At 60.3% G+C, this 26020-nt stretch carries 31 protein-coding genes and 1 tRNA gene; 8 read left to right on the forward strand and 24 right to left on the reverse strand.

Going from position 1 to position 26020, the window contains the following annotated elements; all coding sequences use genetic code 11:
- Positions 1-125 precede the first annotated feature (125 nt).
- Complete coding sequence (locus LVY75_16495; GenBank protein XAZ24794.1) at positions 126-437, reverse strand: hypothetical protein; 312 nt, start codon at positions 435-437, stop codon at positions 126-128.
- 45 nt (positions 438-482) lie between these two features.
- On the opposite strand from LVY75_16495, the gene LVY75_16500 reads away from it, so the two are divergent.
- Positions 483-725 (forward strand): hypothetical protein, encoded by a 243-nt coding sequence (locus tag LVY75_16500; GenBank protein ID XAZ24795.1) that lies wholly within the window; start codon positions 483-485, stop codon positions 723-725.
- A 106-nt stretch (positions 726-831) separates the two neighbouring features.
- Positions 832-1149 (forward strand): hypothetical protein, encoded by a 318-nt coding sequence (locus LVY75_16505; protein XAZ24796.1) that lies wholly within the window; start codon positions 832-834, stop codon positions 1147-1149.
- Between the two features lie 197 nt (positions 1150-1346).
- Here LVY75_16505 and LVY75_16510 read toward each other — a convergent pair.
- A tRNA-Pro gene (locus LVY75_16510) sits at positions 1347-1423 on the reverse strand.
- 523 nt (positions 1424-1946) lie between these two features.
- Here LVY75_16510 and LVY75_16515 point away from each other — a divergent pair.
- Positions 1947-2174, forward strand: coding sequence for a hypothetical protein (locus tag LVY75_16515; protein ID XAZ25737.1), 228 nt, complete (start codon positions 1947-1949; stop codon positions 2172-2174).
- Between the two features lie 23 nt (positions 2175-2197).
- On the opposite strand, the gene LVY75_16520 is transcribed toward LVY75_16515, so the two are convergent.
- Positions 2198-2431, reverse strand: coding sequence for a DUF982 domain-containing protein (locus tag LVY75_16520; GenBank protein ID XAZ25738.1), 234 nt, complete (start codon positions 2429-2431; stop codon positions 2198-2200).
- Between the two features lie 186 nt (positions 2432-2617).
- Here LVY75_16520 and LVY75_16525 point away from each other — a divergent pair, with 186 nt between their 5' ends.
- Positions 2618-2830 carry a hypothetical protein gene (locus LVY75_16525; protein XAZ24797.1) on the forward strand — a complete coding sequence of 71 codons (213 nt, stop codon included), beginning with the start codon at positions 2618-2620 and terminating at the stop codon, positions 2828-2830.
- Between the two features lie 46 nt (positions 2831-2876).
- Here LVY75_16525 and LVY75_16530 read toward each other — a convergent pair whose 3' ends face one another.
- From LVY75_16530 to LVY75_16555, 6 genes are all read right to left on the reverse strand, one after another.
- Positions 2877-3026: a hypothetical protein gene (locus LVY75_16530; protein XAZ24798.1), complete on the reverse strand. Its 150-nt coding sequence runs from the start codon at positions 3024-3026 to the stop codon at positions 2877-2879.
- A 62-nt stretch (positions 3027-3088) separates the two neighbouring features.
- Positions 3089-3382, reverse strand: a complete 294-nt coding sequence (locus LVY75_16535) for a helix-turn-helix domain-containing protein (protein ID XAZ24799.1) — start codon at positions 3380-3382, stop codon at positions 3089-3091.
- Positions 3379-4653, reverse strand: coding sequence for an O-antigen ligase family protein (locus LVY75_16540; GenBank protein ID XAZ24800.1), 1275 nt, complete (start codon positions 4651-4653; stop codon positions 3379-3381). Before LVY75_16540 ends, LVY75_16535 begins: the two co-directional genes overlap by 4 nt.
- Positions 4650-6212 (reverse strand): undecaprenyl-phosphate glucose phosphotransferase, encoded by a 1563-nt coding sequence (locus LVY75_16545; protein XAZ24801.1) that lies wholly within the window; start codon positions 6210-6212, stop codon positions 4650-4652. Before LVY75_16545 ends, LVY75_16540 begins: the two co-directional genes overlap by 4 nt.
- A 55-nt stretch (positions 6213-6267) precedes the next feature.
- Positions 6268-7437, reverse strand: coding sequence for a glycosyltransferase (locus LVY75_16550; GenBank protein XAZ24802.1), 1170 nt, complete (start codon positions 7435-7437; stop codon positions 6268-6270).
- 3 nt (positions 7438-7440) lie between these two features.
- Positions 7441-8016 carry a polysaccharide export protein gene (locus LVY75_16555; protein ID XAZ24803.1) on the reverse strand — a complete coding sequence of 192 codons (576 nt, stop codon included), beginning with the start codon at positions 8014-8016 and terminating at the stop codon, positions 7441-7443.
- A gap of 187 nt (positions 8017-8203) precedes the next feature.
- On the opposite strand from LVY75_16555, the gene LVY75_16560 reads away from it, so the two are divergent.
- Positions 8204-10384: a Wzz/FepE/Etk N-terminal domain-containing protein gene (locus LVY75_16560; protein ID XAZ24804.1), complete on the forward strand. Its 2181-nt coding sequence runs from the start codon at positions 8204-8206 to the stop codon at positions 10382-10384.
- A 3-nt stretch (positions 10385-10387) separates the two neighbouring features.
- Here LVY75_16560 and LVY75_16565 read toward each other — a convergent pair whose 3' ends face one another.
- Complete coding sequence (locus LVY75_16565; GenBank protein ID XAZ24805.1) at positions 10388-11623, reverse strand: GNAT family N-acetyltransferase; 1236 nt, start codon at positions 11621-11623, stop codon at positions 10388-10390.
- A gap of 121 nt (positions 11624-11744) precedes the next feature.
- Positions 11745-11954 (reverse strand): DUF2842 domain-containing protein, encoded by a 210-nt coding sequence (locus LVY75_16570; GenBank protein XAZ24806.1) that lies wholly within the window; start codon positions 11952-11954, stop codon positions 11745-11747.
- Between the two features lie 115 nt (positions 11955-12069).
- Between LVY75_16570 and LVY75_16575 the strand changes: the two genes are divergently transcribed.
- Positions 12070-13173 (forward strand): COX15/CtaA family protein, encoded by a 1104-nt coding sequence (locus tag LVY75_16575; GenBank protein XAZ24807.1) that lies wholly within the window; start codon positions 12070-12072, stop codon positions 13171-13173.
- 15 nt (positions 13174-13188) lie between these two features.
- On the opposite strand, the gene LVY75_16580 is transcribed toward LVY75_16575, so the two are convergent.
- Both LVY75_16580 and LVY75_16585 read right to left on the reverse strand, forming a co-directional pair.
- On the reverse strand, positions 13189-13767 hold the full coding sequence (locus tag LVY75_16580; GenBank protein ID XAZ24808.1) for a hypothetical protein: 579 nt from the start codon (positions 13765-13767) through the stop codon (positions 13189-13191).
- A 276-nt stretch (positions 13768-14043) separates the two neighbouring features.
- Positions 14044-15108, reverse strand: coding sequence for a linear amide C-N hydrolase (locus tag LVY75_16585; GenBank protein XAZ24809.1), 1065 nt, complete (start codon positions 15106-15108; stop codon positions 14044-14046).
- Positions 15109-15333: 225 nt separating this feature from the next.
- Between LVY75_16585 and LVY75_16590 the strand changes: the two genes are divergently transcribed.
- Positions 15334-15501 (forward strand): hypothetical protein, encoded by a 168-nt coding sequence (locus LVY75_16590; GenBank protein XAZ24810.1) that lies wholly within the window; start codon positions 15334-15336, stop codon positions 15499-15501.
- 10 nt (positions 15502-15511) lie between these two features.
- On the opposite strand, the gene ubiA is transcribed toward LVY75_16590, so the two are convergent.
- From ubiA to cml, 9 genes are all read right to left on the reverse strand, one after another.
- Positions 15512-16426, reverse strand: coding sequence for a 4-hydroxybenzoate octaprenyltransferase (gene ubiA / locus LVY75_16595; protein ID XAZ24811.1), 915 nt, complete (start codon positions 16424-16426; stop codon positions 15512-15514).
- Positions 16427-16551: 125 nt separating this feature from the next.
- Complete coding sequence (locus LVY75_16600) at positions 16552-16905, reverse strand: VOC family protein (protein XAZ24812.1); 354 nt, start codon at positions 16903-16905, stop codon at positions 16552-16554.
- Between the two features lie 101 nt (positions 16906-17006).
- Positions 17007-18827, reverse strand: a complete 1821-nt coding sequence (locus tag LVY75_16605; GenBank protein ID XAZ24813.1) for an ABC transporter ATP-binding protein/permease — start codon at positions 18825-18827, stop codon at positions 17007-17009.
- Between the two features lie 223 nt (positions 18828-19050).
- Positions 19051-19815, reverse strand: a complete 765-nt coding sequence (locus LVY75_16610) for a DUF4239 domain-containing protein (protein XAZ24814.1) — start codon at positions 19813-19815, stop codon at positions 19051-19053.
- 62 nt (positions 19816-19877) lie between these two features.
- Complete coding sequence (locus LVY75_16615) at positions 19878-20669, reverse strand: sulfite exporter TauE/SafE family protein (protein ID XAZ24815.1); 792 nt, start codon at positions 20667-20669, stop codon at positions 19878-19880.
- A gap of 86 nt (positions 20670-20755) precedes the next feature.
- Entirely contained in the window at positions 20756-21679 is a 924-nt protein-coding gene (gene argC / locus LVY75_16620; protein ID XAZ24816.1) for an N-acetyl-gamma-glutamyl-phosphate reductase, read from the reverse strand.
- A gap of 80 nt (positions 21680-21759) precedes the next feature.
- A complete protein-coding gene (speB, locus tag LVY75_16625; protein ID XAZ24817.1) occupies positions 21760-22713 on the reverse strand; it encodes an agmatinase in 954 nt (317 codons plus the stop codon).
- On the reverse strand, positions 22703-23071 hold the full coding sequence (locus LVY75_16630) for an antibiotic biosynthesis monooxygenase (protein ID XAZ24818.1): 369 nt from the start codon (positions 23069-23071) through the stop codon (positions 22703-22705). The genes speB and LVY75_16630 overlap by 11 nt, the downstream gene beginning before the upstream one ends.
- A 105-nt stretch (positions 23072-23176) precedes the next feature.
- The gene (cml, locus tag LVY75_16635; GenBank protein ID XAZ25739.1) at positions 23177-24370 is read right to left on the reverse strand and encodes a CmlA/FloR family chloramphenicol efflux MFS transporter; all 1194 of its coding nucleotides are present in this window, start codon (positions 24368-24370) and stop codon (positions 23177-23179) included.
- A gap of 272 nt (positions 24371-24642) precedes the next feature.
- On the opposite strand from cml, the gene LVY75_16640 reads away from it, so the two are divergent.
- Positions 24643-25020 (forward strand): VOC family protein, encoded by a 378-nt coding sequence (locus tag LVY75_16640; GenBank protein XAZ24819.1) that lies wholly within the window; start codon positions 24643-24645, stop codon positions 25018-25020.
- Positions 25021-25073: 53 nt separating this feature from the next.
- Here LVY75_16640 and rpsI read toward each other — a convergent pair whose 3' ends face one another.
- Both rpsI and rplM read right to left on the reverse strand, forming a co-directional pair.
- Entirely contained in the window at positions 25074-25547 is a 474-nt protein-coding gene (gene rpsI / locus LVY75_16645) for a 30S ribosomal protein S9 (protein XAZ24820.1), read from the reverse strand.
- A gap of 3 nt (positions 25548-25550) precedes the next feature.
- A complete protein-coding gene (gene rplM, locus LVY75_16650) occupies positions 25551-26015 on the reverse strand; it encodes a 50S ribosomal protein L13 (GenBank protein XAZ24821.1) in 465 nt (154 codons plus the stop codon).
- Positions 26016-26020: the final 5 nt, after the last annotated feature.

The following is a 26020-nucleotide window of genomic DNA, read 5'->3' on the forward strand; positions in this document are numbered from 1 at the left end:
AACCGGCGCATGGCGCATCTCGGCTGCAGGCGAGCGACCTGCAAAATCATGCGTTTCTAACGCGATCTTTGGGGAAAGGTTCCGGGGAGGCGCCGGGCGTGACGACAGACAGCAGCCGGCAGGGCTCAGAGCTTGACGCGATTGCCCTTGTTGTCGAGCATCTGCAATACCTGACCATCCGTCTTGATCGAGACGCAGTCGGTCTGCTTGTTGGGGAAAAGTATGCAGATCTGACCGTCTGAAATTTTATAGCCGTTCTTGTTGCCCCGACGGTATTCATAGCCATTCGAGGCTTTCCGCAAGTCGCTGGCACCCTTCAGAAGCTGACGGATTTCGTTTTCCCTGGCGTTTCGAAACCGGGCTTTTTCTGCCAATGCAACATGCGAAGAGGCCAATGTTATGATCATGCCGATGAGAAGTGAGCGGCTTGGCAGCATGTGATAAACTCCGGGCATGGTCGACAGGAAATGGAAGAGAGTGAAATGATCAGGGTTGTTCTTGCCTTAGCTTTAGCAATGCTCGCCGGTAATGCAATGGCCGTTGATCCGACAAATCCGCGGGTCAGCCGGCAGAACTCCCAGGATTGCCGACGCCTTCCCGAGCGCTGCGCCGGCGACGACCGCAACCGTAATCGCCGCGACTATTACCGCGACAACACCCGTCAGGGCTCTGGCCAATACATCTACCGCGGCGAGCGCCGCATATGGACGGATGAATCGCGCTGAGGGCACAAGGCACCCGTCAGCGACTTCAGACCTTGGTCCGTGTCGGGAGTTCAGCGACTATGGTATTCGCCGCAGCAGGAGTGGTTGGAGAACCAAGGGAAAAGAGATGCAGACATCGATCATCGCTGAACTGCAGACGGCGCGAAGCAATGTTGCAACGCTTGGAGCAACCGACCGCCGTGTGATTGTGGCGCGCATCCACAGCTACCTGCAGGAATACCGGGACGATATTCTCGGGCATGTGCCCGCAGACCGGTGCATGTGGATCGAGCGACTTATCGGATCGCTTTCGGTCAAGGCCCCACAGATCGCCTCGTTGAGCAACGAGGAATTTCACTCCGTTCTTTCCGAGTTCGAAAAACTTCTCGCCTTGCTCGAAGACCTGACGTCTTCCTGGGACGGGCTACCCCGTACGATTCACTGAGAGATTAGCGCTCACACATTCTGCTTGGACGATGATGTATTGGTTGTCGGGCGCAAGCAGGAGGTGGAGCGGTTTGTTGCCCTAAAAGATTTGAGAGGGGCACCGCTAGTGCGCGAGCGGCAAGAACCGCCAGCTTGCCCCGTCCGTCCGGCTTTCAAGTTCTGTTGGTTTTTTGACTGAGATTTCAAGGGATTAAATGGTCGGGGCGACTGGACTCGAACCAGCGACCCCTTGACCCCCAGTCAAGTGCGCTACCGGGCTGCGCTACGCCCCGACCTGCCGAAACGGCTTGCTTCTGTTAGACTTTTCGGTTTTTGGACGCAAGGGAAAAATGCCGCCGTGATCATAAAACGGAACTTGTCCAAGGGAATGTCTGCTGGCGAGCTTCTTTCCTGCCCTTCGGTGCTGGCCGGCATGCTCGCAATCCGCCGATGACTGCCGAAAAAAGTCTGCGCATATGCGGCAATAACCCTTGCATGCGCCGGCGCAGCATGGAAATCCTTCGGCTCATGAGCAATGCGGCGCCAAGCCGGGCTAGCACTCTGCCGAAATATTATAGATTTTCGGTTGTAGTTTTTAAGGCGCTAAATTGGCGGTAAAATATTTCCTTAATATTTCTGCCAAATATCCCTACTTAACAGAGGTGAGTTATTTCATCTGCAGGAGAATCTACCTGTGATTGAGGCTGGCCAGTGTGATATTTCCAATTTTAGATTATTTGAAAATGAAATTTGTTCGCAATTTTGTTGCTGGGCGTGTAAAGAAGAGAAATCGTGGAAAAGCATAGTTCTGGGCTTATGACGATCGACAGTAATAGACACGATTGCCGGCAGACCCTTGCCGCTGCATTTAAAGCCCTCTCCGACGAGGCCGTGAAAGCGGGCTGGCCGGAAGAGGATGTTGCCCTTGCGCTTGCCGAACTCGCCGAAGCACATGTGGCCGAGGTAGGCGCCAAGGTGATCGTCGAAGGCTTTTACCAGTCGCAGGCTTTATGCCGCGAGCGGACGGCTAAAATTCCGCGCTGAATCCTGAGCGGCCTTTCAAAACCTCACAGCAGCAGGCCGGCTATCCTGGCCGCCGACATGAAAGACGCCTGCGCTGCGCGAGGGCTTCTCAGCCCATCCATTGCATCTAGGCAGTGCTGGAGTGCTATGCGGTATTCGCGGCCGCGCTTGGCCGGCCAGCGCTTGAGATATTCGACGGCTTCCCAGGCGGTTGAAACGATGAAGCCGTTGCTTGGAGATATGACCCTGACGGGCGAGGGGAAGCGTTTTTCGCTCACGGCTTTCTCATTCCATTTGAATTCCAAACGGCCCGGTAACGCGCGAGACAAGAGATTGTTCCCGACGATCTTAATTTGCATAGTTGCTAAAATTTTGGGCCGCGCGCATAATAAAAATAAGGCTGGCAGGGAGGGCGTCGGCTGCGCAGGATGATGCGTCATGCCCTCTGAGGGAAATGCGGCGCGATGTTGAAATCGTCAGTTCATCCCCAGGATTTACCGCTCTTTTCGGAAGATATAGACCTGTTGTCGCAGGTTCTGAATCAGGTTTGCGATGACAGCGGCATTACTCCCCGCACACCGGAAGCTGACAGGATCGGCGCTGCCCTCATCCAGCTCTACAAGCAAGGCGTGAAGGACAGCGGCAAGCTGACCATCCTCGCCAAGACCTATCTCTAAGGCGTCCTGGTCAGAATGCCTCAAGCTGAGCAGGAGGGTTCCACGCTCAGTTCTGCTCGATCGAGACCCCGTCCTTGCCGATGTTCATCTCGATGCCCTGAGGCTTGCTCTCCTCGTGATAGATGTAGGCGCCGAGGCCGACGACCAGGACGACGAGCGCGCCGATGACAAGATAAAGACCGCTGTTGCGATTCAAGACAGGCTACCCCCAACACGTTGACAGGACAGCCGAAACGCCCGAGAGAGCGCTTGGTTCCGTCAGTCGTCGTTGGCTGCGTTGAGGTTTTCCGGTCGGATGCCGTCATCGTTGGATGTCCGGGCGCGCAGGCGTATGCCAGGGCCTCCCTCGTCCTGATTGCCGCTGGCGATGAAGATGATGCCGCGGGCCTCCAGCGCATTGCGCACATCGATCATGGCGCGCGTCTCTCCTGCCCATTCGCCGTTTTCCAGCGCTGTCACCGTTTCGACGGAAAGTCCTGCATGTGCAGCGAGGTCCTCGATGCTCATGCCGATCATGGCGCGAGCGCCGCGTATCTGTGTTCCTGTAATCATGCCCGAAACTTAGCGCCTTTGCCGAACTTCTCAAGTGGTTGCGAGCGGGCTGAACGCTTGTGGCGAACTTCCAGCGCGGCACAGCCCCAGACGATTCCGAACAGCAGGTAGACGTGCCGCCAGTGGTCGATATCGATGACGTTGCCGATTGTCGCGTGGCCGAGGACCGAGATCCACGCGACCATGAGGAAAGGCTGCCATGGCCGGTCGAGCAGCATGTTGCGGAAGCCGAGAGTGAGCGTCCAGCATAGCATGCCGACATAGCTGACGAAGCCCAGCCAGCCGTAGGTGGTCAGCGATTTCAGCCAGATATTGTGCTCGTCTTCCGGAAACATCGTGCCGAAGACGAGCGGCCCGATACCGAGCGGCCGCTCCATCATCATCTGGAAACCGATGCGATGGCGGTCGAAACGGCCGAGATGCTCGCCGTCATATTGCTGCACGAGCTGGGCGCGGGCGGAAAAGAGCTCGCTGACCTTGGGGACCTGCAGCGCCACCACCAGCGAGGCGGCCATCAGGATGATGGCACCAAGTGACAGGATTAGCACCCTGAGCCGGAAAGCGCCGCTGCGCTCCTTCAGCAGCATGATGAAGATCAGTATCAACACGGTGACGGCGAAAAGACCCCAGGCCGCACGCGAGAAGGAGAGGAAGATGCCGAGCGCCAGGATGAGCAGCGCTCCCGCCTTGATCGGCAAGGTTCTGAGATTCCCGGCGAGAATGCCATGGACGAGGTAGAGCGCCGGTGGCACGAGAAACGGACCGAAAACGTTCGGATCCTGGAAGGCGCCCTTGGCGCGGTCGTAGAGGGTGAAGACTTCCGAGCCCGGAAAGGCGTGGAAATAGCCGAGGATGCCGAGCATGGAGGTGATCACCGCCGCAAAGCTCCAGGCGTTGAAGATCAGCGGCAGCCGCTTGTGGCTATCCTCGATGATGGCGGCATAAAAGATCGAGGTTAGCGCCAGGAAGGTGGAGACGGCAATATACATCGGGCCGGTCGCCAGGTCCCGCATCTGGGTGAGCGACAGCATGCCGCCGATGTTGAAAGTGAGTAGCAGTGCCAGGAGCGGCGCGGTGGTGCGGGATATCTTCAGGCCGAGGATGAACCACAGACCGACCAATCCTGCCATCCAGAGTTCATAAGGTGCCGGCTCGTCGATGACGAAGCCCGAAAGGAACACCCCGAAAGCGACCGCCGCCGAGCCGATGAGGCGCAGCGTCAGCCGTTGCGGCTGCGCTACGCGCACAAGGGAGGCGTCGATCGTGCTCAATAGGCGTTTTCCGTGTTGAGCAGCCGGATAGGCGTCAGGAACAGGATCTTGAGGTCGAACCAGAGCGACCAGTTCTCGATGTAATAGAGGTCGTAGGCCGTGCGGAACTTGATCTTGTCGTCATTGTCCACCTCGCCGCGCCAGCCATTGATCTGCGCCCAGCCGGTGACGCCTGGCTTGACGCGGTGGCGGGCAAAATAGCCGTCGACGATATCGGCAAAGGCACGGTCGTGCGCCTGGGCGAGCACGGCATGCGGGCGTGGGCCGACCAGCGAAAGCTCGCCCTTCAGCACGTTGAAGAGCTGCGGCAATTCGTCGATCGAGGTTTTGCGAATGAAGCGCCCGACGCGGGTGACGCGTGGATCACCCTTCGTCACAGCAGCCTTCGCGCTCGGGTCGCTCATGCTGGTGTACATGGAGCGAAACTTGAAGACGTTGATGACTTCATTGTTGAAGCCATGACGCTTCTGCATGAAGAAGACAGGTCCTTCCGACGTCATCTTCACGGCAATCGCCGTTGCCACCATGATCGGCCACAGCAGGCAGAGAGCGACGATAGTGAAGAAGATATCGAAAGCGCGCTTCGCAACGGAATCCCAGTCGCGGATCGGCTTCTTGAAGATGTCGAGCATCGGCACGTCACCGACATGCGAATAGGCGCGCGGACGGAAACGCAGGCGATTGGCGTGAGCCGCAAGGCGGATATCGACCGGCAGCACCCAAAGCTTCTTCAGGAGCTCGAAGATGCGTGCTTCGGCAGACAGTGGCAGTGCAATGATCAGCATGTCGATGCGCGTCATCCGCACGAACTCAACGAGTTCGCTGACCGTGCCGAGCTTCGGGTAGCCGGCGACCATGATCGGCGAGCGCTTCTCGCCGCGGTCGTCGAAGATGCCGCAGATACGGATATCGTTATCCGCCTGCTGCTCCAGCATGCGGATCAGTTCCTTGGCCGGCTCGCCGCCGCCGACGATGACGGCGCGGCGCTCCATGATGCCGTTGCGCGCCCAGTTGCGTACGCCCTGTGCCACGAGGAAGCGTTCGACAACCAGGAAAATCGCTCCTGCAGCGAGCCAGATAGCGTAGGATTCCGCAGTTGCCGCGCTAAGCCCGCGGATGAGCGAGAAAGCGCCTGACGTCAGCAGGAAGACGACGGCAAATGCCGCGAATGCACGCGGCAGATATCGCACACGGGCTCTGAGAGCCGGAATGGAATAGGTATCGGCAAGCTGAAGCGCTACCACGGTCAATGCCGAAACGATCGCCGCCATAGCGGCCCGCATCAGGATACCGTCGCTGCCGTCGCCGGGAGCGAAATAGAAGGCGACGAGGCCGATGACGAATTGCGTGAGGAATTCCAGCAGTCGCAACTGGCCGATAATGATTGTCGGCGAATAGGTTCCGTCACGGAACTGCTCGGCAATCTGGCGTGCGTAGGGATTGATGCCAGGTGTCTCACCGGCCGCGTGCGCTGAGGTGCCGCTGCGTGTCTCCATGTCGGAAACCTGCTTGCGCAGGGCTTCGACGTCGAACTGTCCGCTCTTTTCCAGCTTGTTCATGGGGCTTCATCGCTCGTTGATGTGAGCGGGATAACAGAAAGCCCCTAAGAAACATTTACGAGGCGGCCGGACTTGCCTGTGCCGCAGCGGGATTGACGAGTTCGCCGTAGAGTTTCAGCACCTCGCGGGCCATGACCGGCGCGGAGAAGATCGATTTGACCGCATCAGGAGAGGGCATGACCTTGTCGTGCCAGCCAGGCACCGTCAGTGCTTCCGCCATCACCCGCGCCAGATCATCGGAATCTCCCGGTGTCACCAGTGCGGGACTGTTCGCCCCGAGCACCTCCGGAATGCCGCCAACGCGCGAGGCGATGACGGTCTTTCCGGCGCCGAGCCCTTCCAGCACGATATAGGGCATGGCTTCGGCGCGGGAGGGAACGACGAGGTTCTGCGCCATGGAGAAGGCATCCTTCACGCGCATGGCGGGCAGCATGCCGATGCGCTTGCCGAGACCGCGCTCCACCATCATCTCGCGATAGCGGTCGCGTTCCGGCCCGTCCCCGATCATCAGTGCCGAAAGCGGCCGACCGAGCAGGCGCTCGGTCTTGGCGAAGGCATCGATGAAGAGATCCGGGCCCTTGAGGTCGCGCAGCATGCCGACATAAATGAAGTGCACGGCATCCGAACGGGTCGGAATGTCGGAAAAATCCCGCGCGCCAATACCGTTATAGATCAGACGGTTGGTGACCCGCGGCCGACCCACCTTGGTCGCATAGGTCTGGCGTTCATAGTCGCAGATGAAGACCAGTGCATCGGTAAAATATTCCTGCAGCCGCTCCATGCGCAGCACGAACTGGCCGAGCATGGAGGCGCGGGAATAATGCAGGCTTCCGCCATGCGCAGTATAGAGGCGGGCTACGCGATACCTGTTGACCCGCAAGGCTGAGCCGGCAAGCCGCGCAAGCACACCGCCCTTGGCGCCGTGCCCATGCAGCACATCCGGCCGCAAACTCCTGATTTCCTTGAACGTGTTCCAGAGAACCATCATGTCCGACGGGCTGATGGACCGCCTGATCGGAATACGTGTCAGGCCGAGCGAGAGATAGGGGCGGATATCGTCGAAGAGACGATCCTCATATTCGCCGCCGGTCGAACTGTCGCAGATGATGCCAATTTCGTGCCCCGCCCGGCTGTGTTCTTCGACCAGGTCGCGGACATGGCGGAAAATTCCGCCGACCGGCGACCGGAAGCAGTGAAGAATGCGGAGGGGCCTCTGTTCTGCCATCGGCTAGAAGAGCCGTTCACGAACATAGATCGTGTCGCCGGCGATGATCGGGCCGGAAATATTGACGCGGCCCGTCAGTACCTGTCCGTTGATCTTGCGCGTGACGTCGACCATGCTCTGGTTGGCACGGCTGGAAAAGCCGCCGGCAACGGCGATGGCGTTCTGCACGGTCATGCCGGGAACATAGGCATATTGGCCGGGCTGGCCGACTTCGCCCATGATGTAGACGGAGCGATAGCGGTCGACATCGATGGTGACATCGGGGTCGCGAAGATATCCCTGCTGCAGCTTCTGCGCGATCTGGCCGGAAAGCTGCTGCAGGGTGCGGCCACGGGCAGGGACCTGGCCGATAAGCGGGAACGCGATATAGCCGGCCTGATCCACCGTATAGGTGTTGGTCAGCGTCGCTTGATCGAAGACGGTGATGCGCAGGCGATCGCCGCTATCGAGCGAATAGGGCTGGATCGTCGCCTGGTTGAAGGCCTTCGGCGCCGGCCGATAGGTGGTGCAACCGCCCAATGCAGCCGTCATGGCGGCGAGGCTCATAGCCATCAATGTCTTGGGCTGGACGAAGGGCATCCGCTTGCTCACAGGAAGATAAATCGGTCGAGCCGTTATCGATCTATTAGGGTTAATGCCCGGTAAAAAATCCGCCGATTTCCGCAAATCCTTTATCAGATCCGTCTCATCTGCGAGGGATATGCCATTAACCGTTGAGTTACCATGGTCGTTTACGCTTGCGGCAGTTTGTATTGGAGTAATGAGTATGTCCCGCGTAGCGAGTGATCAGGATGTGGACATCGACCTCGGCCAGCTTGTGCGCGCGGTCTGGGCCCGTCGGCTGAAGATATTGACGATCACCGCATTGGGTGCGGCTGTCGCATTTGCCGGCGCCAAGATAGTTTCGCCGCAATATCGCAGCGAGACGCGCGTCCTTATCGAGCCGCGCGCTCCCGCATTCGCGAGTACACAGACCAACGACGCCAGTGCCGGACCACTGCTCGACGAGTTGAATATTTCGAGCCAGGTGCAGATCCTGCAGTCGGCGGACCTCATCAAACAGGTCATCAACAATCTGAAGCTCTATAATCTGCCGGAATTCGATGCGGCTGCGAACGGGTCCGCGCTCACCGATATACTCGTGGCACTGCACCTGAAGAAAAACCCGCTGGAAAACCCGCCGGAAGAGCGTGTTATCGACGCCTTCACGCAGCGCCTGCAGGTCTATCAGGTGCCGGGCTCGCGCGTCATCGGCATCACTTTCACCTCCAAGGATCCGAAGCTCGCCGCCAGCATTCCGAACGCCATGGCGCAGGTCTACCTGGCAATCCAGAGCGGTGCCAAGCTCGCTTCCAACACGGAGGCCACCCGCTGGCTCGAGCCGGAGATCGACAACCTGCGCCAGAAGGTGGGCGAGGCCGAGAAGAAGGTCGCCGATTACCGCACCACCCATGGTCTGCTGCAGACCAACGGCACCACGACCTTTACTGCACAGCAGCTCAACGATATCTCCATCGAGCTGACCCGCGTGCGCACCGACAAGGCGAATGCCGAGGCGAGGGCGCAGGCCGTGCGCAACGCGCTGTCTTCAGGCGAGCCCTCCGATACGCTAAGTGACATCATGTCGTCGCAGTCGATCCAGCGGCTCAAGGCGACCGAATCCGGGCTGCAGTCGCAGATTTCCGATTTGCAGACGAGCCTGCTCAACAACCATCCGCGGCTGAAGAGCCTGCGCGCCCAGCTTGCCGATATACGTACGCAGATCCGGCAGGAAACGCAGAAGATCCTCGCCAGCATCGAGAACGAAACCAAGGTGGCCGATCTGCGTGCCAAGGAACTGGAGCAGCAATCCGATACGCTGCAGGCCAACAGTGCCAGGGCGGGCGAGGATGCAGTGGGCCTCAACGCGCTGGAGCGGGAGGCGAATGCCCAGCGCCAGCTTCTCGAAACCTACCTCGTTCGTTACCGCGAGGCTGCTTCCCGTGCCGACCGCAATTCCAGCCCGGCCGACGCGCGCATTGTTTCGAAGGCGATCGAACAGGTCGATCCTTATTTCCCGAAAGTGGTGCCGATCGTCGTGGTCGCCGCTGTCGCGACGCTCATCATGAGCGCGATCGTCATCATGCTCTCCGAACTCTTCAGCGGTCGTGCACTGCGCCCTGTCGAGGCCACCAATGTCGGGGCCACCGACGTCGAGGCCACGAATATCCAGGAGAGGGTCGAGGAGGAAGGGCAGGGCGAGGCAGCGCCTGTTCCCGCCCCGAAGCTCGTCAGGCCGAGCATGCTGACGGCGGCCATGGATGATGAGAAGGAGCCGGAAGCGGAGCCCGTAGAGGAAGCGCTTGCCGATGACAACGAATTCTCCGTTTCGTCCGTCGCGAGCTATCTGACCGACTGCCGCGCCCCCCTTGCCGTCTCCATATCTCCGAGTGGTGACAATGGCTCGGCGGCAACAGTCGCCCTTGCGCGTTTGCTCGCCGATACCGGACGCCGCGTGATCCTGGTCGACATGACCGGCAGCGGCTATCCGAGCGAACTGATGGCGGAAAATCCCGAAGCACTGGGCGTTACCGATCTACTCTGCGGTGAGGCTGCCTTCGGCGAGACGATCCATGGCGATCGTATGTCGGACGCGCATCTGATCCCGCAGGGTGTGAGCGATGTGCGCCGCGCCATGCGGGGCGTCGACAGGCTGTCGCTGCTGCTCGATGCGCTGACATCGGCCTATGATATCGTCATTGTCGAATGCGGCGCGGCTGATGTCGCCGGGGTTTCGCGGCTGACGCGCAGCAAGGAAATCGAGATCATCCTGTCGCTGCCCGAAATCGATGAGGCTGCTTTCGTCGGCCTCATGCAGGATTTCCAGAGCGCCGGTTACGAGCGCGTCGTCCTGATGTCGGGCGGCGAGGAGGCTGCCATGCGCAGCCCCGCGCGCCACGCCGCCTGATCTTCAGCCGAACTTGGCCCGGATGTTCTGGGCGAATTTATAGAGACCGGGGCGGGCCTTGATGAAGGCCTTGCCACGGGTGATCGCCCGATGCGCGATGCCGGCAGCGACGCCGATGCCGGAGATCGGCAGGACCACATCGTGATGGTCGGTTTCGATCGGCGCCCAGGAGCGCTTGTAGGTCTGATCACCGAGGCCGAAATCGAAGAGCGCGACTCCCTTGCCGTGCAGGCTTGAAATCATTTGCCAGAAGAGGAATTCGCCGGGGCTTGCATCGGCAATCAGATCCTCGTCGATCGCGCCGAACTGGCAGATGACGTGGTCGCCCTTGCGGGAAATCCCTGACAGGGCGGCAATACGTCCCTCATAGTCGCCCTTCAGGCGCAGAGCGCGCATCTCTAGGCCGAAATCGTCTCCATTCCGCTTGTCGATCAGGCCGTGCAGGAAGGCTTTGGTCGGCGCATCGGCAAACACGTCGGGCAGGCCGAGCGAGGCGAAGCGCGCACTTTTCAGGCGGAAGAACATGTCGAGCAGTTCGTGTTGCTCCGAGGACGCTTCCGGCGCGATGTAGTCGAAGCCGCCGATTGCTTCCAGCCGCCGGCTTTGCGCGCGGAATTTCTTGCGCCTGCTTTTCGCGTTCAACTGCTGCAGCGTCTTTTCGAACGTATCGAGGAGCGGAAGCTGGTAGGCGTGATTCTGGTTCTGCACCATGGGCAGGCCGGCGAGCATGTTGCGGCGGCTGCGCCATTCCAGCGGGATATTCTGCAAAAGAAGCAGGTCGGCCTTGCCGGCGAGTGCCGTGCGAAGGCGAGCGGCAAACTTGTGACTGTCAAGCAAGCCGCTGTCTTCGGCAAAGGCGTCGGAGACGAGGCCGGTGTTGATGTTGCTGTGGTCGGCGCCGATGAATTTGGCGATCCGCATGCCGCGGGAGTTGACGATCTCTACCGGAAGTATGAAGGCAGTATGGGTGCCGCACCTGCCGCGCAGGATGGCGAGCGGCCGGCGGAAGGCTGCCACCCAGGCGCTGCACCAGTCATAGCTCTGATGCAGCGAGGAAAGATCATCGCGTTCCAGTCTGCGCCATTCCGCCTCAAGCGGCTCCATCGTATCGAAAAGCTCGATCTCGAGTTCGGCCATGGCGAGTTTCATGCTCAGCTGCCGCAGCCGGGAAATGCCGGCTTCGGCCTGCGCTGCAGCGTCGAACGGTTGCTCGGGAACGTCGTGCCTCTGGGTCTGCACGGGTCTTCTCCAGTCAATAAGTTGCTGGAGGGCAAGCTAGGGCGCCAAGACGTATAATTGGTTTAACCGAGGCCCGCGCCCGGGCTTTTCCGCAGATCAGGGTTATTCTGCCGTTAATCGGCTATTGCTGCTTCGGGCCGGCCATCCACTTGATGATGACCATGGCCGGCAACACCCAGAGCAGGCCGGTGAGCGCGAAGTAAAGCAGATGTCCCCACCAGGGCGCGTTGCCGAGTGTGGCGACCGCGATCGTATTCGCCACAATCGCATAGAAAAGCACGAGGATGATGATCAGGATCGTGCCGATGAATTTGCGAAGGCGGACGGGCATCGTATAACTTTCGAACGGATGGGATTGAGCCGGCGCGACGGCATGCCGCAAAGGTTCGGGGCTTGTTTTGCATCAGCCGGTGGGGCAAATCAACTGCCGGATAAAAGGAGAGATCATGGCCGTCGCGAACCTGAGCCCGGAGCAGGCGATCCGCACTGAAGTGCGAAGGCAGGACAATAACCGCCGCGCCGTGCGCATCTGGCTGGGCTTCGTGCTCTTGGCACTCTTCTGTCTGGTGCTCGTGGGCGGTGCGACGCGGCTCACCAATTCCGGCCTGTCCATTACCGAGTGGAAGCCGATTCATGGCGTCATCCCGCCGCTGAACGCTGCCGAGTGGGAAGAGGAATTCAAGCTCTACCAGCGCATTCCCGAGTTCCAGCAGCTCAACAGCGACATGACGGTCGACCAGTTCAAGAGCATCTTCTGGTGGGAATGGGCGCACCGGCTGATCGCGCGCGGCATCGGCGTCATCTTCGCGCTGCCTCTGATCTTCTTCTGGGCGACTGGCCGCATCGAAAAGCGCCTGCGCTGGCCGCTTGCCGGCATCCTGGCGTTGGGTGGCCTGCAAGGCTTCATCGGCTGGTGGATGGTCTCGTCCGGCCTGTCGGTGCGCACGGATGTCAGCCAGTACCGGCTGGCCACTCACCTGGTCATGGCCTGCCTGATCTTCGCCTCCTGCATGTGGATTATGCGTGGGCTCTCGCCGCATTCCAGCGATCCGGCTCCGACGAAGAATTCACACCGCTGGGCGGCGGCGATCGCCATATTCTCGCTCTTCCAGATCTATCTCGGCGCGCTGGTCGCCGGCCTCGATGCCGGCTTTACCTACAATACCTGGCCGCTGATGGACGGCGCCGTGGTGCCTGGCGATCTCTTCATCCAGCAGCCTTTCTGGATCAACCTCTTCGAGAACCCGAAGACCGTACAGTTCATTCACCGTCTCGGCGCCTACACGCTCTTTGCGATCGCTCTCATCAATATGGTGATTGTCCTGCGCGCGGCATCCTGGACCACCCATGCGCGCCGTGCCGTGGTGCTCTTTTCGCTAATCACGATCCAGGCTGCGATCGGTATCACCACACTGCTGCTGGAAGTGCCGCTGCACTGGGGCCTGCTGCATCAGGCGGGCGCCCTCGTGGTCTTCGGTTTTGCCGTCGCCAACTGGCGCGGCTATTACGGCGAATATCCCCGCGCCACTGCGATCGCCGAGCGCGACTGAGCCGACGATCGCCAGCTAGAATCGGTAAGTCATGCCGAGCACCGGGCCTTTCAGCGTGGTGTCGAACACGTGGCCGTCGGACTCGTAGTCCACATCGAGGATCTTGTACCCCGCTGAAACCGAGAGGCGATCGGTGAACAGGTAATTGAGCGTGGCGAGCGCCTGCCATGTGCTGTCTGATCCGGCGCCGAAGCCGCCGAAATCGGCCTGAGCCTGAATGGAAAGTTTCGGCGTGATGGTGAAGAAGGTGCGGAAGCCGATGACCGGATCGACCCAGCCGAAATCCTCGCCATAGCTGCGCCGGAAGGCGCCGTAATTCACGGTCAGGTCATTCGAAATGTGCCATATCCGCACCCCGGCAAGCACGTCGAAGGTCACGTCCTGCCCGTCATAGACGCGGTAGCCGCCCTTGATCGTTGCCTGGAATTCTACCGTATCGACATCGGCGGTCAGTCCCGGTGTCGCCCCGACGACGGGCAGTGCTCCGATCGCGTGGCTGTCGGTCGTATCGACGTACATGAGATCGCCGGATAGCACGAAGCGGTCGTACCGGCCCCAGACATCGAGAAAGCCTCCGAAGTTCAGGTCCTCCATGATGTCGGAGAAGGACTTTTCGACCGAGAGGGTCGGCGCACGCCGGAAGGGAGAGATATCGCCGTCAATTCCCGCTGCCTAGAGATAGGGTGTCACTTGCAGCGCCCATCCGGGCGTATTGCTCTCGACAGGTACCGGCGGCTCGGAAGCGTCCTGCGCACATGCGTCCGCCGCTGCCCCCGAAACCAGCACGCCAGCAATTATCATCCGTCTGATCATCCACCAGCCCTTCCCGCAGTCGGAGATCGCTATTCATCCGCCCTCGGGCGGGCGCCATCAGAGACCTTGGAAAGGAAAGGGCTCGGCGTCCTTGAAATCGGCAGTCGCGTCCCCCGCAAAAGTATGTGCCTGATCGGCACCGAGATCGAGCCTCTTCACCTTGCCCGTTTCCTTGGAGAAATCGATCTTCTTCAGGTCGACCCAGAACGTGTTCGGCGTCATCGCGGACTCGAAGAAATAGAGATCCCTCTTGTGGTCGAAGACGGTGCGCCACCGCGTCGACGACAATTCCGGCTGATCCTGCGCCGATATGCCGAGCGGGACAGAGACGTTCCTGATGACACCGAAAACGCTCGCCAGCGTGCGGTCGGGTTCGCCGCTCTGGGGAATGGCCTTGATCAGGAAGGAGGCGCGGGCAAAGCGGTCCGCCGCGCGGCTGGTTCCCGGAAGGAAGACCGTACCGCCGATACCCTCCCAGTAGGTGTTGAGCGCCAGTTGCTCATCGTAGGTAGGGGAGTTGGTCATCACCTGGTACTGGCGGCCGTGATGGATGATCTGTTTTCCGTGGACATATTCGACAATGGCGCTGTCACCGCTGGAATCGGAGAGCGACAGATGCAGGGTTGTCAGCCTGTTTTGCCCTGGCACATTATCGGTCACGATCGTGAAGGGCTCCTTCTCCAGTGCCGCGACCGCCTCACTCACCGTCGCGAAATTGTCGAGCGCATATTGGGCCCAGGCGGCAATCGTCAGGCCCGGTTTGCTGCCTGCGTCGAAATTCGGATATTCGGATTCCGTCAGCCAGAGAAGATTGGCGACGAGGCCGGCCTCGTTCGCCCCGTCCGTGGTCGAGACGTCATAGCCGGTCGCCACCACCGACCCGTATTTCGCCGTCCAGCTGATGGAATTCGGCCCGGCCTCTCCGCTGCGGGATATGCCGCGCGGCAGGATGTAGAGGTTTGTGCCGATATCGTATTTCCAGTCCATCGACCGGGCGGTAATGACATTGCCGCCTTCCCCGAGGTAGACGACGCGGGTGCAGGCATTCGCCTGGTAGGGTGTCGTCACCTGAATGCCAATAAGCGCAATTGCTGCAAAACGTCCCAGAATATTCGATTGCATGATCGCAAGTCCCCGGCTGGATCATTCAAACAACAGGCGCCATTTGCACCTCTATCGCACGTTGCGTTTTGAATATGCACGCTTCCTGCGCTTATCTCAACTTGGGAATTGGCGTTCACAACGTGCGCCCTCAGGCAGACAGCCTCGCGGAAGAGTGAACGAGATCAAGGCCATGACGTGCTAAGCTGAAGACTGGCCAAAGTGTGATCTACGTAGGGGGCTCGAATGAACCGATTTCGCACATTCATAGTGGCAGGCGCGCTGATCACGCTTTCAGCGGTCGCCTCGGGCTGCACATCGACGGAGAAATATGGCTACGGCGAGGATACATCCTTCAACCCGGCTTGCGCCGGTGGTTTCCGTCCCAGCGATAATCGTCCCTGCTCGTATTGAGCCGCCAGGTTCACCAGGTTCCGATTAGGGATGAAGCCGCCAGCAATAGCCCGGTCAGAATATTCGCAAGGAACAAGCGGTAGTTCACATCCGGGCGGGCGAGGTCGATCCGCCGGACTTGCCACGCAAGGTGTGCGGCTATGACGGGCATTCCAAATGCGTAGGGCAGGGACATGCCGGATAACCAGCCACCGACCGACCAGGCAGCAATCGTCGATACATAGAAAAGACCGATAATGCGCTTGCCGCGCTCGCCGAACAGGATCGCCGTCGATTTCAATCCGAGCCGTGAATCGTCTTTCACATCGACATAGGCATAGACGGTGTCGTAGCCGATCTGCCAGGCGATGGCTCCCGCCCACATGAGGACGGCGCCGGCGGGAATCGCGCCGGCAATTTCCGCCCAAGCCATGAGCATGCCCCAGTTGAACGCTGCGCCGAGCACTGCCTGCGGCCAATGGGTAAAGCGTTTGCAGAACGGATAGACGAACACCAACGGCAGAACGCAAAGGGCAACCAGCCGCGTATAGGGCGTCAGGAACAACAGGAGGGACGCCGCCAGGGCGAGTTCGATAGCCAGAAAGGTCATTGCCTGACCAACGCCGATCTGCCCGCTTGCCAGAGGCCGGAAACGGGTGCGCTCGACATGGCCGTCAAATTTCCGGTCGGCGATATCGTTGATCGTGGAGCCGGCGCTTCGCATCAGCAGGGCGCCGAGCGTGAAGACGGCGAGCTGCCGGACATCGGGCAGGCCATGAGCGGCCTGAAACAGAGCCGCCCAGCATGGAAACAGCGTCAGCCAGATTCCAACCGGGCGATCGAGCCGCGCGAGCCTCGTGTAAGGTCGCCATGTGCCGGGCAACAGCCGGTCCACCCAATCGCCCAGATGAATATCACTCAAGTCCAGGCGGTTTGACGTGTTCATGGCGTGATCCGGTTATTTTCGAAAATTCTCAATGAAAGCAGGTATTTCCTGCCTTGGACTGGCCTTTGCAGACTAGAGGTTTTCGAAGGCGTTGCAATGATCGTCCCTGCGTCAGACCGACCCATTCAGCCTGCGTGAGAAAGGATATTCAAGAGCTTGCCGCTGGGGTCGCGAACATAGAAGCGCCGTACGCCCCAGGGCTCGTTGGCCGGCCCGTAGACGATCTGATGCCCGCCTGTGACCGCGCGCCGATGGACTTCGTCCAGGTCATCGACCTCGATCGAAATGTCGGGCACTGCGGTTCCCGATCCACCCTCCGTCGCAATGCCGATCTGGGTGATTGCGCGCCTGTCAGACGCTAGGGTGACAATCCAGCCATGATCCATGACGATCTCAAGACCGAACAGCTCGGAATAAAAGTTGCGCACTTCTTCGATGGAAGCGGCGGCGATATTCGGAACGATGCGCAGCACTGTCATGTTGCTCCTCCCTCGGCGTGAAGAGAAATAGCACTTGGTCGATCTGCGGAACAGTTTGGCCCTGTCTGCCGAACTGTTCCGCATGTCATATTCACGACACCTCAGATGCTCGCCTGCAGCCCATAGAGATTGGCATAAATGCCGCCGCTCTCCATCAGCCTGTCATGATTGCCTTCTTCGGCGATACCGTCGCCGGTAAGCACCAGGATACGGTCGGCATGGCGGATCGTCGAAAGCCGATGGGCGATCACGAGTGTGGTGCGCCCTTTGGCGAGCGTCAGGAACGCTTGTTGCACAGCGCGCTCGCTTTCATTGTCGAGCGCGCTCGTCGCCTCGTCGAAGATGAGGATGGCAGGGTTCTTGAGGAAGGCGCGAGCGATCGTCAGCCGCTGGCGCTGCCCGCCAGACAGCTTTACGCCGCGCTGGCCGATATCGGTCTGATAGCCCTGCGGCAACGCCATGATGAATTCATGTGCGTGAGCCGCGCGGGCCGCGGCTTCCACCTCTTCGTCTGTGGCATCCGGGCGACCGTAGCGGAGGTTGTCCGCCACAGTGCCGGCGAAGAGATAGACATCCTGCTGCACCACGCCGAGATGGCGGCGCAGCGAGGCGAGCGTCACATCGCGAATATCGGTGCCGTCGATTTCGATCGAGCCGCCGGTGACGTCGTAAAAGCGAGGAAGCAGCGCGCAGAGCGTACTCTTCCCCACACCCGAGGGGCCGACGAGCGCTACGAATTCGCCTGGCCGGATGGTCAGCGACAGGTTGCTGAGCACCTCCGCCCCGTCATCATAGCTGAAATCGACATCCGACAGCCTGATCTCTCCCTTCGGCGTATGCAACGCGCGCGCCGAAGGACGATCCACCACGTCTGGATCGATCTCCAGGATCTCCATCGCCCGCACGAAGCCGGTGTAACCCTCCTGCCAGAGCCGGGCGAGGTTGGCCATCCGCTTGACCGGATCGACGAGGACGCCGACGCAGAGCAGGAAGGTCAAAAGATCGGCAATGGTGAGTTCCGCCGCAAGGATGCGCAATCCGCCGAGGATGACGACCAGAAGCGTGATGATCTGGGCGAAGGTCTCGGCGCCGGCGGAAAACCATGCTTCGCTGCGGTAGCCATCGGCGCGGCTTTCGAGGAAGCGCCGGTTCAGGACAGCAAAGCGTCTTCGTTCCAGGTCCTCATTGGCGAAGGACTGGACGACGCGGATGCCGGCCAGTGCATCCTCGACCCTTTCGTTGACGGCGGCGATCTCCTGCTTGCTCGCCTCGAGAGCGCGGTTCATGCGCCTGTTGAAGTGAAGTGCATAGGCCACTGCAAATGGCGTCAGCAGAAGGATCAGAAAGGCAAGCTGCGGATCGATGAAGAACAGGACCGTCATGGCCCCGCTATATTTCAGGAAGGCGATCAGCAGGTCTTCCGGCCCGTGATGAAAGAGCTCACCCAACCAGAAGGAGTCGCCGACGATGCGGCTCATCAATTGGCCGGTGCGGTGCCGGTCGTAGAAGCCGAAGGATAGTTTCTGGTAGTGGTCGAATAGTTCCTGCCGGATATTCGCCTCGATATGCGCACCCATCATGTGGCCGCGATAGTCGACGAAGAAGATCGCGCCCGTCTCGATCGCGACGATGGCCAGCATGACGCCGCCCATGCCGAGGATCTGCCAATAGGCCGAAGCGGTATCGGTGAGCACGATGAGATGGCTCATCACGATATTGGCGCAGAGCGGCAAGGCTACTGCGGCAGCAGCGACCACGACGGCACAGGCAATATCGGCCATGAGCAGCGGAAGATGCGGCCGGAAATAGGACAGGAACTTGCGCAGGCGCAACTGGCGCCCGTTGTGGATATGCGATGCTGATGAAAGGTCGTGGTTAGGACGCCGCGGGTTTTTCCTCGCGCGTGAAAGCAAACTGGACATGAAGACGGATATCCTGAGTGTTGATCTTGTTTTTCTGGTTGCTCAGGATCGTTTTCATCAGTGCCTCCCATCGGCGTGAAACCAGGGGCTGTGCGCATTTCAAGCGGCACGGCCTTGCTGACAGCGGGCCGCTTTTACCGCAAAACGCTGCGAAAGGCGACAGTCTTTTTGTTCTGACGCGTGACAGCGACAGACTTGGGCGGGGTCTTCGGGCCATTTCCGCTCACGGATCAGGCCCGCTGATTTCCTCCTGCAAGCGCTCGAAAGCCGTTGGAAACAGCGTCGCGGGTGGGCTGTACGGATTGGAGAAGGCATAGATGAAGAAAAGGATGATGCCGGTAAAGATGCCGAAGATCGATAGTAGCAGCAGGTTGCGGCCATCGGGCGCGTAGGGGTAGTAGCCGATCGCGGTGAAGATCACGCCCGAAACCGCGGCAAACCAGAAGATCAGGCTGATGGAGTCGGTGCCGCTGTTTTCCCTTCGGTCGCGGGATTCCGAGATCATATGTATTTCCGCGAGCATGTGGCTGCGCAGGCTCTCCTGCTTGGCATTGGCAGGTACCAGTTCGAGAATCCTCAGATAAGCGTTGTTCCATTGATCCCAGGCGGCCGAAGAGAGTTCGCCGGTGCGCCCGAGCTCGCGCCATTCCTGCTCGATGACGATGCGGACATAATCCTTCAGTGCCTTCTGGATTGGTCCCTGCGCCTCCGGCCCAAAACGCTCGGCATCATAGAAGACATCGCCGACTGCATTGCTTTCCACAGTGCTTTCTGTTCGCAGGGCCTGGTATTCGATCATTTCTTGCGCAAAAACGAGGGCGAGGATGAGTGCATGCAAGCTGGCAATGCGGGTGATGACCGAACTGGCCAGTTCCCTGTCCCGTCCGCCTGGGTCACCGCCCATAACCAGATGCATGATGTAATAGGCCGCAAGCACCGTTGCGGTCGTGCCTCCAATGATGGCAATGCCGATCAGAACCGACGCCATTTAGCTCCCCTCATATGGGAGAGTGTAAGGCTTTCATATCAGACGGGCAATCATGTCGGGGACTACCGAAGCAGACTGTCGAACACAGGCATGCCGCCGATCGCCGAGGCTGCGATCAGAATGTAGCAGGTCACGCGGAAGGTGCTCTCCTTGGCGAACCCGAACAGCTTCGAACCGCCCCAGAGGCCGGCGGCATAGGCAGGCAGCGTGACGATCGTAAGCGCAAAAACCGTGGAGACGAACAGCCCGCCGAAATAATAGCTGACGAAGCTGAAGACCGTGGAGATCGAAAAGTAGAGGATGACGTTTGAGCGCACACGCGTGAAGTTGCTTTTGCCACCAAGCCAGTAGGCGACGACGGGTGGCCCGCCGAGCTGTGCCGCGCCGCTGAAGAGACCGGCAACAAGGCCGATCGCTGCGCTGAGCGGAGCGATCGGCTTGCCATGATAGCGCCAGCCGGAGACAAGCAGCGCGAGAAGGCAGATGGCGATCGCCGAGATGATCCAGCGCAACAAAAGCGGGTTCATGAGCGCCAAAACCGCCGTTCCGGCCGGAACACCGAGGGCGGCACCTGCTGCCATCGTGAAGACCTCGCGCCTGTCCGCCCCGCGCCATGCGGCCGGGATCATGCCGAGCGTCGCGAGCCCGTCGATGACGAGCAATACAGGCGAGGTGAGCTTCGGCCCGATGACGGCGCCGGCAAGCGGAATGAAGATGAGCGCTGCGCCGAAACCGGAAAAGCCGCGGGCAAGGCCGGCGACGAAGGCAAAGACGATAAGCGCGTAGATGCCGTGATCGGGCAGCGCGGCATCAAACCAGGCCCGCAAGCCGGTCACCAGCGCTTCCAGCGTCATCGATCGGGCTCCATATTTTGGATTTGAAAATAGGGCGCCAAGCCCTGTCGTCGCGCACTCATCTGACAACAGGCAAATGCCTGATGTCACGCGCCCAGCATCAGATCCATGTTCTGGACAGCGGCGCCCGATGCGCCCTTGCCGAGATTGTCGTAAACGGCGACGAGAAGCGCCTGAGCCGTATCGTCATTGGCAAAGACGTGCAGGCGCATGCGGTTAGTGTCGTTGTAGATTTCGGGGTTGAGCTCTGGGGTGCGCTCCGTCGTCTCGAAGGCGGCGACTTCGACGAAGCCCTTGATTCCGGCATAATAGTCGGCGATCGCGGCATGCAGCTCGGCACCCTTAGGCGCCTTGGGCAGATGCGAGAGCTGCAGCGGTACGGTCACGACCATGCCCTGCGCAAAATTGCCGACCACCGGCTGGAAAAACGGGACGCCCGAAAGCTTGGCGTAGCGCTGCAATTCCGGCAGGTGCTTGTGCTTGAAGCTCAGGCCGTAGGGCATGTATTCCGGCGCATCCTCGCCCTTGGCGACATAATCCTCGATCATGGTGCGGCCGCCGCCGGTGTAACCGGAGATGCCGTTGACCGTGACCGGGAAGTCCGAGGGAATGAGCCCGGCCTCGATCAGCGGGCGCAGCGTGGCGATCGGTCCCTGCGGCCAGCAGCCTGGATTGGCGACGCGCTTGGCCGAGGCGATGACGCCCGCCTGCTCCTTGCTCATTTCCGGAAAGCCATAGGCCCAGCCTTCGGCGACGCGATGCGCCGTCGAGGCGTCGATCACCTTGGTACGGTCGTTTTCGATCAGGCTGACGCTTTCCTTGGCGGCATCGTCAGGCAGGCAGAGGATGGCGATATCGGCCTCGTTGAGCAGGGCGGCACGTACTGCCTTGTCCTTGCGGCTTTCGGTCGGGATCGACAGCAGCTCAAGATCGCGGCGCTCCGCCAGACGCTCGCGGATCTGCAGACCCGTCGTTCCAGCTTCGCCATCGATGAAGATCTTTGCTGCCATGATTATCCTGCACTTTCAGCGAGTTCGGATTGTTTCCGGAATCAGTTTGCCATGAAGTTGAATCAATTTGATAACAGCAGTCATCCTGCCGTTGCGCGCCGTTCGGCGTGGAGGCCCAGCATATACATTGCGACCGTCGCCCCCGCAATGGCGGTGATGTCGGCATGGTCATAGGGCGGAGAGACTTCGACGATGTCGGCGCCGCGGATATCGAGCTGTTTCAGCCGCTGCAGCACGGAAAGGATCTTTGCACTGGAAGGACCGCCGGCAACCGGCGTGCCGGTGCCGGGTGCAAAGGCCGGGTCCAGGCAGTCGATATCGAAGGTCAGATAGGCGGGCGAGCCCTTCGTATGCGAGATGATCGTCGAAGCGATATCCGATGCGCTCATCTCTTCGACCTGATGGCCATAAACCAGGTGGATGCCGAAATCTTCTGGCGCATGCGTACGGATGCCGATCTGGATCGAGCGGTCGGGATCGATGAGACCGGCGCGGACTGCACGAGCCACGAAGGAGCCGTGGTCGATACGGCGTTCGTCGTCCAGCCACGTGTCCTGATGCGCGTCGAACTGCACGAGCGCCAGCGGGCCGTGGCGACCGACATGCGCCTTCAGCAGCGGCCAGGTGACGTAATGATCGCCGCCGAGGGTGAGCAGGAAGGCGCCGCTGTCGAGAATGGCGCTCGCCTGCCGCTCTATGGCTGCAGGCGTATCCTGATGATTGCCGTAGTCGAGCAGGCAGTCGCCGTAGTCGATGACGGCCATTTCGGCGAAGAGATCGCGCTGAAACGGATATTGCGGATCATTGTCGAAGATCGCCGACGCCCGGCGGATCGCCTGCGGCCCGAAACGCGTGCCCGGCCGGTTGGAGGTCGCGGCATCGAAGGGAATGCCCCAGACGGCGGCATCGGCTCCTGTCAGATCCTTGGTGAAGCGGCGGCGCATGAAGGAGAGCGCGCCGGCAAAGGTCGGATCGGAGGCGGCCGATGTCAGGCTCTGCGCCGTGAAGGCATGGTCGATGGTCTTATTCGCCATGGGAAGCTTGCTCCTCTGCGGTAAAGTCATATGCGCGTTCTACCCGCGCAATGCGAACCTTATATTGCTTGTACCAGCGCTCACGGCCGAGGCGCTGGGCGGCGAGATGGTTTGCGACCTGCTTCCAGGCCTTCAGGCTTTCCCCGTCGGCCCAGTAGGAATTGGTAATGCCGAAGCCATCGGCATCCCGCGCGCTTTCGGCCCCAAGACAGCCCGGCTGCTGCAGCGCGAGCTCCGCCATCCGGTCTGCCATGGCGCCATAGCCATTGTCGCCCTCGGTGCGAACGGACGAGAAGGTCACGACGTAATAGGGCGGTTCGGGCGTGGTGGCGAAGGGTGAGGGTTTGGCAGAGGGCATGATCGGATTCCTTGTCTCTGAAGGAAGGGGTAGGCGAGCTTCCTGCAGATTTCAAGGAATCACATTTCAAGCCGGGCGGCGGATCTTTTCCGCCGCCCTTTGGCATCAGCTGCGAGCGCGGATGCGCCACAGTGCAAACAGGGTGATAACACCCAACACCGTGCAATAGCCGGCGAGTGGCCATGCCGTATTACCGTCCAACAGCAGCACAAAGAGCGTGCCGATGCAGCCGACGATCAGGCTCTCGACACAGAAGTAGAGTGCAACCGCCGTTCCTGCTGTTTGGCCAAAGGCCGCCAGCGCCCCGTTTGCCGTAACCGAGGTCGTCAGCACGATGCCGACGGCGATCACCCACATCGGCAGGACGAAGCTGGCGAACGAGGGGGCAAGCAGCACCTCGCCGAGGCCGAGGAGCAACGCGCCGACAAGAAGCAGGCCCATGCCGCGGGCAAGGCTTCCGGCCATTCCCCATAGCGCGACGAAGCGGCTGGCAAAGCGTGCGGATAGGATCATCACCGCTGCCGCCGTGGCAAAGGAAAGGCTGAAGGCGAGACCCGAAAAGCCGGCATGATCGATCAGCACACGAGGTGCGGTGGAAAAGAACACGAAGAAGGCGCCCATCGCCGCACCGAAGCCTGTCGTGTAGGTCCAGAAATGCGCATTCGTCAGGATTGAACGCATGCTGATCGTTGCCGCGGCTGATGCCGCAGGCCTTGTTTCGTGCCAACCTCTCAGGGCGTTGAGGACCGACGCAAGCATCAGTCCGCCGAGCAACAGGAAGATGGCGCGCCACCCGACATGATCGGCAATCAGTGCGCCGGCGATCGGTCCGAGCGCCGGCACGAAGGAGAGGATCGCGCCAAGCAGGCTGTAGATGATGGCGCCTTCCGGCCTCGCTGCGTAGACATCGCGCACCGTTGCGAAGGTCGCCACAAGTGCCGCCGACGCGCCGGCCGCCTGAAGCAGGCGCAGCACGACGAACAGTGCGGCCGACGAAGTGGCTGCGAGCAACAGCGAAGAGATCGCAAACAGCAGCGCGCCGCCAAGCAGCACCGGACGCCGGCCGATCCGGTCCGACAGGGGTCCGAAGAGCATCTGGCCGGCGCCGAGAATGAGCATGTAGAGACTGAGGGTCAGTTGAACGACTGTCGCCGATGTGCCGAGTGCTTCGGGCATCGTCGGAACGACGGGGAGGTAGATGTCCATGGCAAGCGAGGCCAGGATATCGAAGGGCGCCAGAAGCAGCAGCGCTGCCGGCAGGGAGCAAGTCCAGTTCCTGTTTTGGGAAGGCATAGCTATTCATCCGCTCGAATGAGTTCATCCGGCGGCGATCTGCCTTCTCATCGCAGTCTGGATTGATTGGACAGATGCCGCAACAACTTCAAAAGGTTGCTGCGGCCTATCTGTCTGCGGACGGGGTGGCTCCCATGTCAGGTCCTGTCTTGTCCGGTCTGAAATCTGACGTGGCTTTAACAGCCGGCAGTACCGGCGACAATAGGCGAGTAGCGCGTTGACTTCGCAAACCGCTTCCAAGAAGCTGCGCCGACTAAACCAGGAAGGAGCCACGAGCAATGTTCGACCACATTTCAATCGGGGTAAAAAGCCTCGATAGATCGCGCCAGTTTTACGATGCGGCACTGGCGGCGCTCGGCTATGAACGGCTGTCGAATTTCGACGGAACGATGGGATACGGCACCGAGAGGCCTGCCTTCTGGGTGAGTGAAGTGGAGCGCCCAGTGCCGGCCGATCGCGGCTCGGGGCTGCATTTCTGTTTCGTCGCCACGAGCGAGGAGGCCGTCAACGCCTTCTATGCTGCAGCACTTGCCAATGGTGGCGAGGACAATGGCGCACCGGGCATCCGCCTGGACTACAGCCAGTTCTATTATGCCGCCTTCATCATCGATCCTGATGGATATCGGCTGGAAGCCTTCTTCAACAAGCCGGAATAAAGAAAAGGCCGGGCGAAAACCCGGCCTTTCCATGAAAGCATGTCCGAAAGCGATTAGCGCTTCGAGAACTGGAACGAACGGCGGGCCTTGGCCTTACCGTACTTCTTACGTTCGACGACGCGGCTGTCGCGGGTCAGGAAGCCACCCTTCTTCAGGACCGAGCGCAGGCCCGGTTCGAAGTAGGTGAGGGCCTTGGACAGACCGTGGCGAACAGCACCGGCCTGGCCGGAGAGACCGCCGCCTGCGACGGTTGCAATGATGTCGAACTGGCCGTCACGGGCAGCAGCAACGATCGGCTGGCGCAGGATCATCTGCAGAACCGGACGTGCGAAATATTCCGCGAATTCCTTGCCGTTGACGATGATCTTGCCGGAGCCCGGCTTGACCCATACGCGGGCAACGGCGTTCTTGCGCTTACCGGTCGCGTAGGAACGGCCAAGCGAGTCGACCTTGCGGACGTGAGCCGGAGCAGCAGCTGCTACTTCAGTCGACGTGCCGAGATCCTTCAGGGAGGAAAGGTCAGCCATTTATCAGGCGCTCCTTACGTTCTTCTTGTTCAGCGAGGCGACGTCGAGGACGGACGGCTGCTGTGCTTCGTGGGGATGGTTCGGGCCGGCGTATACACGCAGGTTCTTCATCTGGCGACGGCCGAGCGGGCCGCGGGGAACCATGCGCTCAACAGCCTTCTCGAGGACGCGCTCCGGGAAGCGGCCTTCGATGATCTGGCGAGCAGTACGCTCCTTGATGCCGCCGGCATAACCGGTGTGCCAGTAGTAAACCTTGTCGGAATACTTCTTGCCGGTGAAAACGACCTTGTCAGCGTTGATGACGATAACATTGTCGCCGTCGTCAACGTGAGGCGTGAAAGTTGCCTTGTGCTTGCCACGCAGACGCATAGCGATAACGGAAGCGAGACGGCCAACGACGAGCCCTTCGGCGTCGATGACGACCCACTTCTTCTCCACCTCTGCAGGCTTCTGGGAGAAGGTTGCCATAGTTG

This window comes from Sinorhizobium sp. B11, from assembly GCA_039725955.1.
GTDB lineage: Bacteria > Pseudomonadota > Alphaproteobacteria > Rhizobiales > Rhizobiaceae > Rhizobium.

Excerpts from the sequence above, each read along its gene's own strand:
- LVY75_16600 (XAZ24812.1), bottom strand. The coding sequence starts at position 16,905 with ATGACAGTGCTGCGCATCGTTCCGAATATCGCCGCCGCTTCCATCGAA.
- LVY75_16585 (XAZ24809.1), bottom strand. The coding sequence starts at position 15,108 with ATGCAATCGAATATTCTGGGACGTTTTGCAGCAATTGCGCTTATTGGC.
- LVY75_16515 (XAZ25737.1), top strand. The coding sequence starts at position 1,947 with ATGACGATCGACAGTAATAGACACGATTGCCGGCAGACCCTTGCCGCT.
- LVY75_16570 (XAZ24806.1), bottom strand. The coding sequence starts at position 11,954 with ATGCCCGTCCGCCTTCGCAAATTCATCGGCACGATCCTGATCATCATC.
- LVY75_16545 (XAZ24801.1), bottom strand. The coding sequence starts at position 6,212 with ATGAACAAGCTGGAAAAGAGCGGACAGTTCGACGTCGAAGCCCTGCGC.
- argC (XAZ24816.1), bottom strand. The coding sequence starts at position 21,679 with ATGGCAGCAAAGATCTTCATCGATGGCGAAGCTGGAACGACGGGTCTG.
- LVY75_16505 (XAZ24796.1), top strand. The coding sequence starts at position 832 with ATGCAGACATCGATCATCGCTGAACTGCAGACGGCGCGAAGCAATGTT.
- LVY75_16500 (XAZ24795.1), top strand. The coding sequence starts at position 483 with ATGATCAGGGTTGTTCTTGCCTTAGCTTTAGCAATGCTCGCCGGTAAT.
- LVY75_16550 (XAZ24802.1), bottom strand. The coding sequence starts at position 7,437 with ATGGCAGAACAGAGGCCCCTCCGCATTCTTCACTGCTTCCGGTCGCCG.
- LVY75_16590 (XAZ24810.1), top strand. The coding sequence starts at position 15,334 with ATGAACCGATTTCGCACATTCATAGTGGCAGGCGCGCTGATCACGCTT.
- LVY75_16605 (XAZ24813.1), bottom strand. The coding sequence starts at position 18,827 with ATGTCCAGTTTGCTTTCACGCGCGAGGAAAAACCCGCGGCGTCCTAAC.
- LVY75_16575 (XAZ24807.1), top strand. The coding sequence starts at position 12,070 with ATGGCCGTCGCGAACCTGAGCCCGGAGCAGGCGATCCGCACTGAAGTG.
- LVY75_16535 (XAZ24799.1), bottom strand. The coding sequence starts at position 3,382 with ATGATTACAGGAACACAGATACGCGGCGCTCGCGCCATGATCGGCATG.
- LVY75_16525 (XAZ24797.1), top strand. The coding sequence starts at position 2,618 with ATGTTGAAATCGTCAGTTCATCCCCAGGATTTACCGCTCTTTTCGGAA.
- LVY75_16560 (XAZ24804.1), top strand. The coding sequence starts at position 8,204 with ATGTCCCGCGTAGCGAGTGATCAGGATGTGGACATCGACCTCGGCCAG.
- LVY75_16615 (XAZ24815.1), bottom strand. The coding sequence starts at position 20,669 with ATGACGCTGGAAGCGCTGGTGACCGGCTTGCGGGCCTGGTTTGATGCC.
- LVY75_16610 (XAZ24814.1), bottom strand. The coding sequence starts at position 19,815 with ATGGCGTCGGTTCTGATCGGCATTGCCATCATTGGAGGCACGACCGCA.
- LVY75_16495 (XAZ24794.1), bottom strand. The coding sequence starts at position 437 with ATGCTGCCAAGCCGCTCACTTCTCATCGGCATGATCATAACATTGGCC.
- LVY75_16630 (XAZ24818.1), bottom strand. The coding sequence starts at position 23,071 with ATGCCCTCTGCCAAACCCTCACCCTTCGCCACCACGCCCGAACCGCCC.
- LVY75_16640 (XAZ24819.1), top strand. The coding sequence starts at position 24,643 with ATGTTCGACCACATTTCAATCGGGGTAAAAAGCCTCGATAGATCGCGC.
- LVY75_16580 (XAZ24808.1), bottom strand. The coding sequence starts at position 13,767 with ATGGAGGACCTGAACTTCGGAGGCTTTCTCGATGTCTGGGGCCGGTAC.
- ubiA (XAZ24811.1), bottom strand. The coding sequence starts at position 16,426 with ATGAACACGTCAAACCGCCTGGACTTGAGTGATATTCATCTGGGCGAT.
- LVY75_16555 (XAZ24803.1), bottom strand. The coding sequence starts at position 8,016 with ATGCCCTTCGTCCAGCCCAAGACATTGATGGCTATGAGCCTCGCCGCC.
- speB (XAZ24817.1), bottom strand. The coding sequence starts at position 22,713 with ATGGCGAATAAGACCATCGACCATGCCTTCACGGCGCAGAGCCTGACA.
- rpsI (XAZ24820.1), bottom strand. The coding sequence starts at position 25,547 with ATGGCTGACCTTTCCTCCCTGAAGGATCTCGGCACGTCGACTGAAGTA.
- rplM (XAZ24821.1), bottom strand. The coding sequence starts at position 26,015 with ATGGCAACCTTCTCCCAGAAGCCTGCAGAGGTGGAGAAGAAGTGGGTC.